Source organism: Lutibacter sp. TH_r2 (genome assembly GCF_033101135.1).
Lineage (GTDB): Bacteria > Bacteroidota > Bacteroidia > Flavobacteriales > Flavobacteriaceae > Lutibacter.
This window is the reverse complement of sequence record NZ_JAWMPV010000003.1, coordinates 1-14,405: the sequence shown is the minus strand read 5'-3', so window position 1 is coordinate 14,405 and position 14,405 is coordinate 1. Positions and strand designations below refer to the sequence as shown.

Here is a 14,405-nt window from a genome sequence, read left to right as displayed (position 1 = left end):
CAATAATTGTTTTACCCCCAATTTGTGAATTTATATGGCTTTCATATAAGTATTTAGTTACTTAATTGAAGTTTATATTCCCCTATAAATTTATCAAAAAAATTAATTTTTATTTACTAATGTTTAAAATTTTTATTATGAAAAAATTATTAAGTTTTGCAGCTTTTGTGATGACAGCATCATTAATGTTTGCACAAGGTAACGTAAGTGACGTTCAATCTTACGGAATTAGTAACTTGGCTTCAGTTAACCAAGTTGGTATGGATAACTATTCTGAAATTATGCAAGATGGATCCATGCATTATTTAGGCGGTATGGCAAATGAAGCTTACGTTGATCAATTAGGAGACTTAAATGAATCTTACATTGAACAATTAGGTGATGCAAACGTTGCAGAAGTTAACCAAATTGGTTTTGGGAACCTTGCAGAAGTTTCTCAAGGTGTAGGTTTTGCAGAAAACAATTACACATACTCTTACCAAAATGGTGATATTAACTGGTCTAATCAGTTACAACGTTGGGACTATAACACAGGTATAGTTCATCAATTTGGTACATGGAACTGGGCTTTTCAAGACCAACAAACTTTAAAAAACCAAAAAATAGGTAACTATGCTGATGCATGGCAAGATGGATTTGCAAATACTTCTTACCAAACTCAAAGAGGTCAAATGAATACTGCTTATGTAACTCAATATGGAGACTGGAATTTAGCTGACCAATACCAAGAAGGTAAAGGAAATTATGCTGATATTTTCCAATATGGTTATGACAACTGGGGATTCCAAGATCAATTTGGTAAAAATAACGAAGCTTTGTTAAATCAAATAGGAGGATATAACACTTCTTACCAAGATCAAAGAGGAAATGGAAACTGGTCAAGAACTGATCAAGGATTCTTCTACATGGTTTATGGAAACTTTAGTGAAGCTTACCAAAGAGGTAAAATGAACACTCAATGGACATGGCAAATGGGAGATTATAACTATGCGTTTACTGACCAACACGGTAAGTATAATGATTCTGATACTGATCAGTATGGTAATTATAATGACTCTTACACTAACCAAAGAGGAAATGGAAACGATTCTTATACAACTCAAATTGGTGGAGCATATGAAGGAAACTATAGTGAAACATTACAAGTAGGTAAAGGTAACGTAGCTACTACAGATCAAGAAGGTGATATGTATGGAATGTTTGCTGGTAATGAAAGTTATACTGCACAATTTGGTAAATACAATACTTCAGTTACAGATCAATACGGTTGGGATAACTTAAGTATAACTATACAAGACGGTGTAGGAAATACTTCAACTACTATTCAAACTGATTATGATATGATAGGTGGAGTTGACAATATTTCTTTAACAGAACAATACGGTATTGATAATGATGCATGGACATATCAAGCAGGTGTTGGTAACATGAGTGGAACATTACAAATGGGAACAGAAAATACTTCAGAAGTTTTACAAATTGGTACAAATAATTTAGCATTAACTGGTCAATTTGGAGATAGTCATTTAAGTACTGTAACTCAAATAGGTGTTGGAAATATGTCTTTTGTAGGTCAATATAATGGAGTTGGAAATTAATATGGTTTTTACTGTATTATTTAAAAAGTTCTAAATAAACAATAAAAAAAAGGGGGGCTATGTCCCCCTTTTTACTTAAATTTGAGATTATGATGAAGAAAAAAAAAGATACAGTATTAAGTATTTGCTTTATAGTATTTAGTTTTATTTCTATTCAACTATTTGCTCAAGTTTCAGATGAAAACACATTAGCTATTAGTAATTACTTTCAAAGTGTTAATACTATAGCAACTGAAATTAACATACAAAAAATAGACAATAGTAATATTCAATTAACGCCATCTGCAAAAACGGAATTGAATATTTTACAAGTAGGTAATAGCAATCTTATTCATATAAATTCATCAGAAAATAATATTAATGCAACTCAAATAGGAGATAAGAATTCTTATGAATTTTTAACATACTATGGAAGAGACGACCTTAATATGGATGTTCAACAAATAGGCGAAGGAAATGCAGTTCAAATATTTGGGGAAAATAGTTTAATGAATAATATTAAGATAGTTCAAAAATCGAATAACAAAACTATAACTATAAATAACTATAATTAATTTTGAAATTTGTATTTCAAATACTTATATTCTTCATTTCTTCAGTTGTTTTTGGGCAAATAGAAGATGTTGAAGCAAAAATAGTTACAAATACTATTGATAATTTTATTGATATAAAAGGGGTAGCAATAAATAATGAGTTAACTTTTAAAGAAGGGTTTTCTTATTTACTTTTTTCATTAAAAGAAGGAGCTAATGGTAATTTATCTAGAAACAGTCAATCAGGTGAATTTTCTTTAAAACCTGAAGAAGAAATTGAATTATCTAAACTTAGTGTAAATATTCAAAAAGGTGAAAAATGCAAAGTATATTTTTTCATTAGAAAAAATAATGAATTAGTATCTAAAGATTCAACAGTAATATTTTCTGCAGAAGAAGTAAAAGTAAAGGAAATTATAGAAGAAGACAGCATAGAACTAAAAGGATTAGTTTTTGAAGATGTAAAAACAAAAATAGGAAAAGATTTTTACGATACTTTCTATCAAAATTATTTAGGAGCTGGAGCTAATTATCCTTTTATAGTTTACATAGATGAAAAACCTAGTGTAGGGATAAGTAGTAAAATAACAGTCACAGCAGATGATAGAGTTTTATTAGAGTTTATGACTAGACCTGATCAGGAGTTTATTGAATTAGCGGCAAAACAAACACTTCTAAAAATTAAATCATACGCAACAAAAAGAAAATTGTTGTACAAGAATAAAAAGTTTTAATTTAAAATTAATATATTGAACTATGAAAAATGTAAAAATACTTCTTTTATTTGCATTACTATCTGTTCCATTCTTAATGCAATCTCAACAAATAGTATATCAACCTATAAGCCCTTTTTTTGTAGGAGGTTCTAATGCTTTTAATTATCAACAGTTATTAGCGTCGGCTGAAGCACAAAATGATTTTGAAGAAGATTCAGATTTTGGATATGAAGAGGAATCAGAACTAGAGCAGTTCACAGAAACACTAAACAGACAATTGTTAAATTCATTATCTTCAGATTTATTTCAAGAAGAATTTGGAGACGACACTTTATCTGTAGGAACCTATGTTTTTGGTAGTTTAGTTGTAGATGTATCTCCCACAGTAGGAGGTTTAGCAATAAACGTATTAGACACATCAAACGGAGAAACAACTCAAATTATAATCCCTAACAATTAAAATTTACTATGAACAAAATTAAGTTTGGTGTAATTGTTTCACTACTTTTTTTATTAGTTGGTTGCGGCGCATATTTTAACCAACCGTTAGACGTAAAAAAAGCTAGAATTGGAGAAAACACAACAAAAGAAGGAATATTAAAAGGTATTTTACCAGTTACACCAACTATTGTTGGTGTTTATAAATTTAGAGATCAAACAGGGCAATATAAATTATTAGAAAGTGGATCTACTTGGAGTACAGCTATTACCCAAGGAACTACAACTATGTTAGTTAAGTCTCTTGAAGATTCAAAGTGGTTCTCTCCTATTGAAAGAGAAAATGTTAGTAATTTATTAAATGAGCGTCAAATAATTCGTTCAACAAGGCAAGAATACAATAAAAATAATAACAAAGAGCAAGTTGCATCCATTCCCCCGCTTTTATTTGCAGGTGTATTATTAGAAGGTGGAGTTGTTTCTTATGATTCTAATATAATTACTGGAGGTTCTGGAGCAAGATATTTTGGAGCAGGAGGTTCAGTTGAATATAGAGAAGACAGAATCTCTATTTATTTAAGAGCAGTTTCTACTTCAAACGGTCAAATATTAAAAACCGTTTACACATCAAAAACTATTTTATCACAAGGTATTTCCGCAAATCTATTTAGATATGTAAACCTTAAAAGACTTTTAGAGGTTGAAACAGGAGTTACAAGAAATGAGCCAGCTCAATTAGCAGTTAAAGAAGCTATTGATAAAGCAGTAGAAATGTTAATTATTGAAGGAATAATTGACGGAGTATGGAAACCTGAAGGTGGACAACCAGTTGTAGATAAAATTAAAGAAAAATATGAAGAAGAAAAAAGAGAAGCTGCAGCAACCACTGTTTTAGATCGAAAATTAGAAGATAGAAGAGGTAAAACAGCTATTAGTTTTTCTGCCAATTCTAACCATATTGCAGGAGATTATTCTAATCCAAATAGCAAACTAGGAGCAAGTTTAGCATATAAATTCTATTTTAAGAAGCCAAATCTAAATATGAATGTAGGTTTAAACTATTTTGAATTAGAAAACGAAGGAGCCTTTAGCGACGAGTTTATGTCGTTTGATATAAATTTAGAATATGATTTTCTTCCTTTTGATGATTTATCACCCTTTGCTTACGGTGGATTAGGTACAATTTCCAATCTAGATTTAGACAATCCAAAAATTAAATTTCAATATGGAGTTGGAATAGAATATCTGCCAATGCCAAATTTAGGTATTAAACTTTTTGGAGAGCAAAATTTAATTATGTCCGATAATATTGATGGATTAGAAAGAGGAAAACAAGATGATTATTATTGGAAAGTAGGGTTAGGGTTAAACTTTTATTTAGGAAAACCTTACAATAGAGTTAAATCAGTATTATTTGAGTAAAAAACTAGATATGAAAAATACATTAAAATATATAATTTTATTTTCATTTAGCTTATTTTTAGGTTGTAGTGAAGATACGGTAGATTTAGTTGGTATAGGAACAATTACTGGTAGAGTTGTTGAAGCCGAAACTTTTAACCCTATTGAAAATGCAAAAATTACATTAAGCCCAACAAATAATGCCACATTTACCGATGCTGATGGTTATTTTACAGTTGAAGATGTTGAAGTTGGAGAATATTCAGTTAGCGCTGAAAAAGATACTTATTTAACAGATTACCAAGCAGCAACAGTGTCTGATGGTATTGAAGTTAATGTTATTTTTGAAATGGAAGATGAAACAGCATTAAATAGACCACCTTCAGCACCTAATTTAGTAACACCTGAAGATGGAAGTGATGAACAAGAACTATCTATTGAATTAATTTGGGAATCTACAGATCCAGATGAAGATCCAATAGTTTATAGACTAGAAATAAAAAATGATTATAATGATGAAGTAATAGCAGTTGAAGAATTATCAGATACAACATATGTAGTTTCAGATTTAAAATATGGAACAAAATATTTCTGGCAAGTAGCTGCTACAGATGAAATAAATGATGAAGTTTTAAGTGCTGTAAGTACTTTTACCACAAAATCAAATCCAGAAAATCGATATTTTTATGTAAATAAAGCAGATAATGGTAATAATGTAATTTATTCCGCAGATATTATAGACGAAGAAGTTTCAAATGAAGTATTGTTAACTTCAGAAGATCAAAATAGTTGGAGACCTCGAAAAAACCAAGCAGCAAACTTAATTGCATTTATGAGAACATATAATAATGAAACTCATTTATTTACAATGGGTAATGATGGCTCAAACATATCTCAAGTTACTTCATCTGTACCTATTAACGGTTTTAATTTAAATGAAATTGACTTTTCATGGTCTTCAAATGGAGACAGACTACTTTATCCAAGCTATGATAAATTATATGTAATAAATAAAGATGGTAGTGGATTAGAAATGGTTTATCAGACTACCGACGGAAGTTTTATAACTGAATGTGATTGGAGTAACGATGAAAGTATGATAGCTCTAAAAACAAACAATATTTCAGGTTACAACGTTTCAATTTTCACAATAGATATAGCTGGTAATGTATTAAATACTGTTCTTTCAGGAGTAAATGGTGCAGCTGGCGGATTAAATATATCTATTAATAATAAGTTACTTCTTTATAGCTACGACGTTTCTGAATATGAAGATGCTAGTAATAGACAATTAGATACACATGTATATATATATAATTTTGAAGACAATACAACTTTAGACTTATCAGGAGGAAAAGATGCCGGAACAAATGATTTAGATCCAAGATTTTCTCCAAATGAAGCGGAAGTTATATTTGTAAATACTTCAAACGATGGTGTTTCACAAAAAGATATTTATACAATGACAATAGAAGACGATAACGAGCGTGAACAATATTTCTCTAATGCATTTATGCCAGATTGGGAATAAATATATATAAATTTCCTTTAGTAAAAGACCGAATGAAGAATCATTCGGTCTTTTTATGTTTATTGAAAAAGAAAAATTATTTTTGCAAAACAATACAACTAAATCAATATGAGTTCAGAAATAAGTAAAAGATATAGTCAAAGAGGTGTATCAGCTTCAAAAGAGGATGTTCACAATGCAATTAAAAATGTAAATAAAGGCTTATTTCCTAAAGCATTTTGTAAAATAGTTCCAGATTATTTAACAAAGGACGAAGACTATTGCCTAATAATGCATGCAGATGGAGCAGGTACAAAATCATCTTTAGCATATATGTATTGGAAAGAAACAGGAGATGTTTCTGTATGGAAAGGAATTGCACAAGATGCATTAATAATGAATATTGATGATTTGTTATGTGTTGGAGCAACTGATAATATTATGCTTTCTTCAACAATTGGTAGAAATAAAAATGTAATTCCAGGCGAAGTTATTTCAGCAATTATTAATGGAACTGAAGAATTATTAGAAGATTTAAAAGGTTTTGGTGTTGAAATTCATTCAACTGGTGGAGAAACAGCTGATGTTGGTGATTTAGTTAGAACTATTATAGTAGATTCTACAGTAACTGCTAGAATGAAACGTAGCGAAGTAATTGATAATGCTAATATAAAACCTGGAGATGTAATTGTTGGTTTAGAATCTTTTGGACAGGCAACTTATGAGAAAGGTTATAACGGCGGAATGGGTTCTAACGGATTAACTTCTGCTCGTCACGATGTATTTAGTAAGTATTTAGCTGAAAAATTTCCAGAAAGTTTTGATGCTGCTGTACCTTCAGAGTTAGTGTATTCAGGAAATGTAAAGTTAACTGATGAGGTTGAAAACTCACCAATAGATGCAGGTAAACTAGTTTTATCACCAACAAGAACCTATGCGCCAATTATTAAGAAAATATTAGAACAATTTACGTCAAAAGATATTCATGGTATGGTACATTGTAGTGGAGGAGCTCAAACCAAAATTCTTCATTTTATAGATAATTTACACATTGTAAAAGATAATATGTTCCAAATTCCACCTTTATTCAAATTAATTCAAGAGCAAAGTAAAACAGACTGGAAAGAGATGTACCAAGTATTTAACTGTGGACATAGAATGGAATTGTATGTAGCTCCAGAAGTAGCAAATGATTTGATTAAAATTTCAAAATCATTTAACGTAGACGCTAAAATTATAGGTAGAGTAGAAGCTTCAGAAAGTAAAAAGCTAACAATTAAAAGCGAATACGGAACTTTTAAATATTAGTAGAACTCTAATTGCGAACAATAGCGAGGAAATCTATTTTTTTACAAACTTAAAATCAATACTAAATTCATTATTAGAAACAATTGCTTTTAGTGTATCATTTACCAATAAATATTCAATTTTTGTTGGAAATTTATTAGTTGAATTTTCACAAATAAAGCTAAATTTTGTTTGATGTGAGAATTTAAATAGTGTAGGTAGCTCATTTACTCCTGAAACCTTAAGGTATAACGAATCATTTTTAGTTAGAATTTCAAGATTTTCTTTAAAAATGGTATCGAATTCTTTTAAAGTGAAGCCTAGACCTTTTAAATTTTTAGTCCAGTTTTCATAAGTTTTTTGATTTGGTTGATTGTTTATTCGTTCCCAATGTCCAATTAACCAAGTTGGTTTAGAATTGTTATCTGTTGAACATGAACTAGTAAAGAGTAATAATAGAATAAAAAAGCTTTTCATAAATATTAAATATACAGATTTTATTTAGAAAATGATTTTCAATTAAAAATTTGTAAATTTGCAATCCAAGAAAAAATTACATGTTAGATAAATTACAAATAGTAAAACAAAGATTTGACGAGGTTTCGGATTTAATTATTCAACCAGATATTATTACCGATCAAAAGCGATATATTCAAATTAATAAAGAATATAAAGATTTGAGTGCTGTTATGAAAATAGCCGAAGAGTATGAAGGGTTGTTAAATAACATTGAAGAAGCTAAAGAAATTATTGCTGATGGTTCTGATGCTGAAATGATGGAAATGGCAAAAATGGAATTGGACGATGCTACTAATAAAATTCCTGAACTTGAAGAAAAAATTAAATTCATGTTGATTCCTAAAGATCCAGAAGATGCTAAAAATGTAATTGTTGAAATTAGAGCAGGAACAGGTGGTGATGAAGCAAGTATTTTTGCTGGAGATTTATACAGAATGTACACCAAATACTGCTCAGATAAAGGTTGGAAAACTGAAGTTGAAGATATAAGTGAAGGAACATCTGGAGGTTTTAAAGAAATTATTTTTAGTGTTACCGGATCTGATGTGTATGGAGATATGAAGTTTGAATCTGGTGTTCACCGTGTTCAACGTGTTCCACAAACCGAAACTCAAGGTCGTGTGCATACATCAGCAGCAACAGTTATGGTATTACCAGAGGCTGAAGAATTTGATGTAGAATTAAAACCAAGTGATATTCGTGTAGATTATTTTTGTTCGTCAGGTCCTGGAGGTCAATCAGTAAACACTACCTATTCAGCAGTACGTTTAACACACGTTCCAACAGGTTTAGTAGCACAATGTCAAGATCAAAAATCACAGCATAAAAATAAAGATAAAGCTATGAAGGTTTTACGTTCTCGTTTATATGAACAAGAATTAGAAAAGAAACTAGCTGCAGATTCTGAAAAAAGAAACTCTTTAGTTGCTAGTGGAGATCGTTCAGCAAAAATTAGAACATACAATTATCCACAAGGTAGAGTTACAGAACACAGAATTGGATTAACATTATATGATTTATCTAATGTAATTAATGGAGATATTCATAAAATAGTTGAAGAATTAAAGCTTGCTGAAAATACAGAAAAGCTTAAAGAGATAGGAGAAGTTCTTTAAATAAGAATTAAAATTATAAAAAAAGCAAGAATTAACGTTCTTGCTTTTTTTATGGAATTTAAAAATATATAGGTTCAAAGCGTATATTTGCGCCTTAAAAATTTAAAATAATGATTACAGTTAATGATGTTTCTGTGCAATTTGGTGGCACAACACTTTTTGAAAATGTTTCGTTTGCAATAAATGAAAACGATAAAATAGCTTTAATGGGTAAAAATGGAGCAGGGAAATCTACTTTATTAAAAATTGTTGCAGGTGTTAAAAAACCAAGTAGTGGAAATATTTCAGCACCAAAAGAAGCTAAAATTGCATATTTGCCACAACATTTATTAGCAAAAGATGAAGCTACAGTTTTAGAAGAAACTTCAAAAGCATTTTCAGAAATATTTACAATGAAGTCTGAAATTGATGAAATAAATGAAGCTTTAACCGTGAGAACTGATTACGAAAGTGATGAGTACATGAAATTAATTGAAAAAGTTTCAGAATTAAGCGAAAAATTTTATGCAATTGAAGAAGTAAATTATGAAGCTGAAGTTGAAAAAGTACTTAAAGGATTAGGTTTTAATTGGGAAGATTTTAATAGATCAACTTCTGAATTTTCTGGAGGATGGAGAATGCGAATTGAGTTGGCAAAAATTTTGCTGCAAAAACCAGATTTAATTCTGTTAGATGAGCCAACAAATCATATAGATATTGAAAGCGTACAATGGTTAGAAGATTTTTTAATCAATTCAGCCAAAGCAGTTATTGTTATTTCGCACGATAGAGCATTTGTAGATAATATTACCAATAGAACTATTGAAGTTACTATGGGAAGAATTTACGATTACAAAGCAAATTATTCTCATTATTTAGAATTACGAAAAGATCGAAGAGTACATCAACAAAAAGCATACGATGAACAACAAAAAATGATTGCTGAAAATACAGACTTTATTGAACGATTTAAAGGAACATTTTCTAAAACCAACCAAGTGCAATCACGTGTTAGAATGTTGGAGAAGTTGAAATTGGTTGAAGTGGATGAAATTGATACTTCAGCATTAAGAATTAAGTTTCCACCATCGCCACGAAGCGGTCAATACCCTGTTGTTGTAAATGAGTTATCTAAAAGCTATGGAGATCACGTAGTTTTTAAAAATGCAAATTTGGTTATTGAGCGAGGAGAAAAAGTAGCTTTTTTAGGTAAAAATGGAGAAGGTAAATCTACCATGATAAAAGCAATTATGGGCGAAATTCCTTTTGAAGGAAAGCTAGAAGTTGGTCATAATGTAAAAATTGGATATTTTGCTCAAAATCAAGCTTCATTATTAGATGAAGATTTAACAGTATTTGAAACAATAGATCAAATTGCAGTTGGAGATATTAGAACGCAAATAAAGAATTTATTAGGCGCTTTTATGTTTAGTGGAGATGATACAACTAAAAAAGTTAAAGTGCTGTCTGGAGGAGAAAAAACAAGGTTAGCAATGATAAAACTATTATTAGAACCAGTAAATGTTTTAATTTTAGATGAGCCAACAAACCATTTAGATATGAGAACTAAAGATATTATTAAAAGTGCTTTAAAAGACTTTGATGGAACTTTAATACTAGTTTCTCATGACAGAGATTTTTTAGATGGATTAGCAGAAAAAGTTTTTGAATTTGGAAACAAAAGAGTGAAAGAGCACTTTGAAACTGTAACAAGTTTTATGAAACTAAAAAAAATGGAGAGTCTTAAAGAAATAGAAAAGTAACATCTTTTTAAATATAAAAAAACCCAATCTTTTGATTGGGTTTTTATATATAAGCAAGAAATTAAAATTTATTTTACTTGATCTACAACTGCCTTAAAAGCTTCTGGGTTGTTCATAGCTAAATCAGCTAAAACCTTACGGTTTAATTCGATGTTATTAGCTTTAACTTTTCCCATAAACTGTGAGTAAGACATTCCATACATACGAGCTCCAGCGTTAATACGTTGAATCCATAAAGCACGGAAAGTTCTCTTTTTATTTTTACGGTCTCTATAAGAATATGACATTCCTTTTTCAACCGCATTCTTTGCTACTGTATAAACGTTTTTTCTACGTCCAAAGTAACCCTTTGCTTGCTTCAATATCTTTTTTCTTTTAGCTCTTGAAGCAACTGAATTTACTGATCTTGGCATAATTTTAATGTGTTTTTGTAGTAGGCGGTAAATTAATACACTTGTTTGAGCTCTACTCCAAGGTTAATAATTAAATTCCCTTTAACTTTATTATTTTAAAGTTAATTGTTGTAAAACGTTAGCAGTATCTGATTTATGAACTAAACCATCATGTGTTAACTTTAATTTACGTTTTTTACTTTTTTTAGTCAAAATATGACTTTTAAAAGCATGCTTTCTTTTAATTTTTCCAGTACCAGTAAGCTTAAAACGCTTTTTAGCACTAGATTTGGTTTTCATTTTCGGCATTTCTATCTATTTTTATCTTGCTTAATATTTTTCTTCAATAATAAAATTGAAGTATTATTTCTTTTTTGGAGCGATAAACATAATCATACGTTTACCTTCTAATTTAGGCATTTGCTCAACTTTTCCGTACTCTTCAAGTTCAGTAGCTAATCTCAATAATAATATATGACCTTGGTCTTTATATATAATTGAACGCCCTTTAAAAAATACAAAGGCTTTTAGTTTAGCACCATCTTGTAAAAACTTAATAGCATGTTTCTTTTTAAATTCAAAATCATGCTCGTCAGTATTAGGTCCAAACCTAATTTCTTTCACAACAACTTTTGAAGCTTTAGATTTTTGAGCTTTTTCTCTCTTTTTTTGTTCGTAAAGAAACTTTTTATAATCTATTATTTTACAAACAGGAGGTACAGCCTTTGGTGAAATTTCCACCAAATCTAATTCTTGCTCTCTTGCAATTGCTTTGGCTTTTGCGAGTGGATAAACTCCAACTTCAACATTATCGCCTACTAATCTAACTTCATCAACAAACTTAATTTTTTCATTAATTCTGTGTTGATCCTCTTTAATTACTCTCCAAGGTTTTCTCGGTCTATTTCTTCTAATTGCTATAACTTAAAATTTTAAATTAAACTAAAATTGTTTTATTGTACTATTTATTTCTTTTTGAATAAATGAAACAAATTCATCTATTTTAAATGTTCCTATATCTCCTTCTCCTTGTTTTCTAACAGAAACTGTACCATCTTTTTCTTCTTGTTCTCCAACAATAAGCATAAATGGAATTTTATTTACTTCAGCATCTCTAATCTTTCTACCAGTTTTCTCATTTCTGTCATCAACAAGGGCGCGAATTTCGTCATTTTCTAGCAAATGTAAAACTTTTTCCGCATATTTTTGATATTTCTCACTGATTGGCAATAAGATAACTTGCTCTGGAGTTAACCAAAGTGGAAATTTTCCGCCTGTATGTTCTAATAAAACAGCTATAAATCGTTCCATAGAACCAAATGGAGCTCTATGTATCATTATAGGTCTGTGTAATTGATTGTCGCTTCCTTTATATTGTAATTCAAAACGTTCAGGTAAATTGTAATCAACCTGGATAGTTCCTAGTTGCCAACTTCTTCCTAAAGCATCTTTTACCATAAAGTCTAATTTTGGACCGTAAAAAGCAGCTTCACCTTCTTCAATAACAAAATCTAAACCTTTATCAGTAGCAGCATTTATAATTGCTTGTTCTGCTTTTTCCCAATTTTCAACGTTACCTATATATTTATCCAGATTTTGCATATCTCTTATTGATACTTGTGCTGTAAAATCTTCAAATCCTAACGATCCAAATACGTAAAGCACTAAATCAATAACGTTTTTAAATTCTTCATCTAATTGATCAGGAGTACAAAATATATGAGCATCATCTTGCGTAAAACCTCTAACACGTGTTAAACCATGTAGTTCACCACTTTGTTCATATCTATAAACAGTACCAAATTCAGCAAAGCGTACTGGTAAATCTTTATAAGAGTATGGTTTGTTATTGAATATCTCACAATGGTGAGGGCAATTCATAGGTTTTAATAAAAATTCTTCACCTTCTTTCGGAGTACTTATAGGTTGAAAACTATCTTCACCATATTTAGCATAATGTCCAGATGTAACATATAACTCTTTCTGGCCAATATGTGGAGTCATTACTGTTTGATAACCTGCCTTTTTTTGAGCTTTTTTCAAAAACCCTTCAAGTCTCTCACGTAATGCAGCACCTTTTGGTAACCATAAAGGTAAACCTTGACCAACTTTAGATGAAAATGCAAACAATTCAAGTTCTTTACCTAATTTTCTATGGTCACGTTTTTTTGCTTCCTCTAATAAAGCTAAATACTCTGTAAGCATTTTTTGTTTTGGAAACGAAACACCATATATACGTGTAAGTTGATTGTTTTTTTCATCTCCTCTCCAATAAGCACCAGCAGCACTAGTAATTTTTACAGCTTTAATTATTCCTGTATTTGGAATGTGTCCTCCTCTACATAAATCAGTAAAATCAGAATGGTCACAAAAAGTAATATCTCCGTCAGTTAAATTTTCAATCAATTCAACTTTATATTGGTTTCCTTCCTCTTTATATTTAGCTAAAGCATCAGCTTTGCTTACTTCACGCATTTTAAATTCGTGTTTTCCTCTAGCCAATTCTAAAAATTTCTTCTCAATAGCTGGGAAGTCCTTTTCCGAAATAACATCATCACCTAAATCCAAATCATAATAAAAACCATTATCAATTGCTGGACCAATAGTTAATTTAACATCTGGGTAAAACGTGGTAATAGCTTGAGCTAATACGTGAGCAGAAGAATGCCAAAAAGCTTTTTTACCTTCATCATCATTAAAAGTATATAAAGTCAAACTACCATTTTGGGTCATTGGTGTGGTTGTTTCAACAGTGGTATCATTATATTTAGCAGAAATAACGTTTCTAGCTAAACCTTCGCTAATACTTTTTGCAACATCCATAGGAGTAGAGCCTTTAGCGTACTCCTTAACCGAACCATCTGGTAATGTAATCTGAATCATATTTATAATTTAAGTGTGCAAAGATATTAGAAAAGTACAATTCATACAATATAAATTTAAGTTATATATATAATAAGTACACTTTAAATAGATAATAAGGGTGTTTCTTTCTTTTTAATTTTGAGAATTAAAAAGAAAGTCGGGCTATTCGCACTCGCTTTTTGTTAGGCAAAAGAGCTCAAACAAAGCTGCTATCCCTAACACAAAAGAATAAAACTAAAAATAATTCCAATGTAAAATATTGATAATAAGCAGCTTCATTAAATTCAAA

General features: G+C 30.1%; 14 protein-coding genes. 9 read left to right on the top strand and 5 right to left on the bottom strand.

All coding sequences use genetic code 11. The features are described from left to right. Window positions 1–137: 137 nt before the first annotated feature. The 7 genes from R3X25_RS09980 to R3X25_RS09950 all read left to right on the top strand — a co-directional run bounded on the left by R3X25_RS09980 (window position 138) and on the right by R3X25_RS09950 (window position 7,504). Window positions 138–1,598 carry a hypothetical protein gene (locus R3X25_RS09980; protein ID WP_317674371.1) on the top strand — a complete coding sequence of 487 codons (1,461 nt, stop codon included), beginning with the start codon at window positions 138–140 and terminating at the stop codon, window positions 1,596–1,598. A gap of 89 nt (window positions 1,599–1,687) precedes the next feature. Continuing rightward, complete coding sequence (locus R3X25_RS09975; protein ID WP_317674369.1) at window positions 1,688–2,152, top strand: hypothetical protein; 465 nt, start codon at window positions 1,688–1,690, stop codon at window positions 2,150–2,152. 2 nt (window positions 2,153–2,154) lie between these two features. Then, window positions 2,155–2,865: a CsgE family curli-type amyloid fiber assembly protein gene (locus R3X25_RS09970; RefSeq protein ID WP_317674368.1), complete on the top strand. Its 711-nt coding sequence runs from the start codon at window positions 2,155–2,157 to the stop codon at window positions 2,863–2,865. 22 nt (window positions 2,866–2,887) lie between these two features. Then, entirely contained in the window at window positions 2,888–3,307 is a 420-nt protein-coding gene (locus R3X25_RS09965; protein WP_317674366.1) for a curli assembly protein CsgF, read from the top strand. 8 nt (window positions 3,308–3,315) lie between these two features. After that, a complete protein-coding gene (locus R3X25_RS09960) occupies window positions 3,316–4,707 on the top strand; it encodes a CsgG/HfaB family protein (RefSeq protein WP_317674364.1) in 1,392 nt (463 codons plus the stop codon). Between the two features lie 10 nt (window positions 4,708–4,717). Beyond that, window positions 4,718–6,217, top strand: coding sequence for a carboxypeptidase regulatory-like domain-containing protein (locus R3X25_RS09955; RefSeq protein ID WP_317674362.1), 1,500 nt, complete (start codon window positions 4,718–4,720; stop codon window positions 6,215–6,217). A gap of 108 nt (window positions 6,218–6,325) precedes the next feature. Continuing rightward, entirely contained in the window at window positions 6,326–7,504 is a 1,179-nt protein-coding gene (locus R3X25_RS09950) for an AIR synthase related protein (protein ID WP_317674360.1), read from the top strand. Window positions 7,505–7,537: 33 nt separating this feature from the next. On the opposite strand, the gene R3X25_RS09945 is transcribed toward R3X25_RS09950, so the two are convergent. After that, complete coding sequence (locus R3X25_RS09945) at window positions 7,538–7,960, bottom strand: hypothetical protein (protein WP_317674358.1); 423 nt, start codon at window positions 7,958–7,960, stop codon at window positions 7,538–7,540. A gap of 80 nt (window positions 7,961–8,040) precedes the next feature. Between R3X25_RS09945 and prfA the strand changes: the two genes are divergently transcribed. Both prfA and R3X25_RS09935 read left to right on the top strand, forming a co-directional pair. Further along, on the top strand, window positions 8,041–9,117 hold the full coding sequence (prfA, locus tag R3X25_RS09940; protein WP_317674356.1) for a peptide chain release factor 1: 1,077 nt from the start codon (window positions 8,041–8,043) through the stop codon (window positions 9,115–9,117). Window positions 9,118–9,227: 110 nt separating this feature from the next. Next, the gene (locus tag R3X25_RS09935; protein ID WP_317674354.1) at window positions 9,228–10,859 is read left to right on the top strand and encodes an ABC-F family ATP-binding cassette domain-containing protein; all 1,632 of its coding nucleotides are present in this window, start codon (window positions 9,228–9,230) and stop codon (window positions 10,857–10,859) included. Window positions 10,860–10,927: 68 nt separating this feature from the next. On the opposite strand, the gene rplT is transcribed toward R3X25_RS09935, so the two are convergent. From rplT to thrS, 4 genes are all read right to left on the bottom strand, one after another. Continuing rightward, window positions 10,928–11,272, bottom strand: coding sequence for a 50S ribosomal protein L20 (gene rplT, locus R3X25_RS09930; RefSeq protein WP_090126398.1), 345 nt, complete (start codon window positions 11,270–11,272; stop codon window positions 10,928–10,930). A gap of 90 nt (window positions 11,273–11,362) precedes the next feature. Then, on the bottom strand, window positions 11,363–11,560 hold the full coding sequence (gene rpmI, locus R3X25_RS09925; protein WP_317674351.1) for a 50S ribosomal protein L35: 198 nt from the start codon (window positions 11,558–11,560) through the stop codon (window positions 11,363–11,365). Window positions 11,561–11,614: 54 nt separating this feature from the next. Further along, entirely contained in the window at window positions 11,615–12,130 is a 516-nt protein-coding gene (infC, locus tag R3X25_RS09920; RefSeq protein WP_317675059.1) for a translation initiation factor IF-3, read from the bottom strand. Window positions 12,131–12,193: 63 nt separating this feature from the next. After that, window positions 12,194–14,134: a threonine--tRNA ligase gene (gene thrS / locus R3X25_RS09915; RefSeq protein WP_317674349.1), complete on the bottom strand. Its 1,941-nt coding sequence runs from the start codon at window positions 14,132–14,134 to the stop codon at window positions 12,194–12,196. Between the last annotated feature and the right edge of the window lie 271 nt (window positions 14,135–14,405).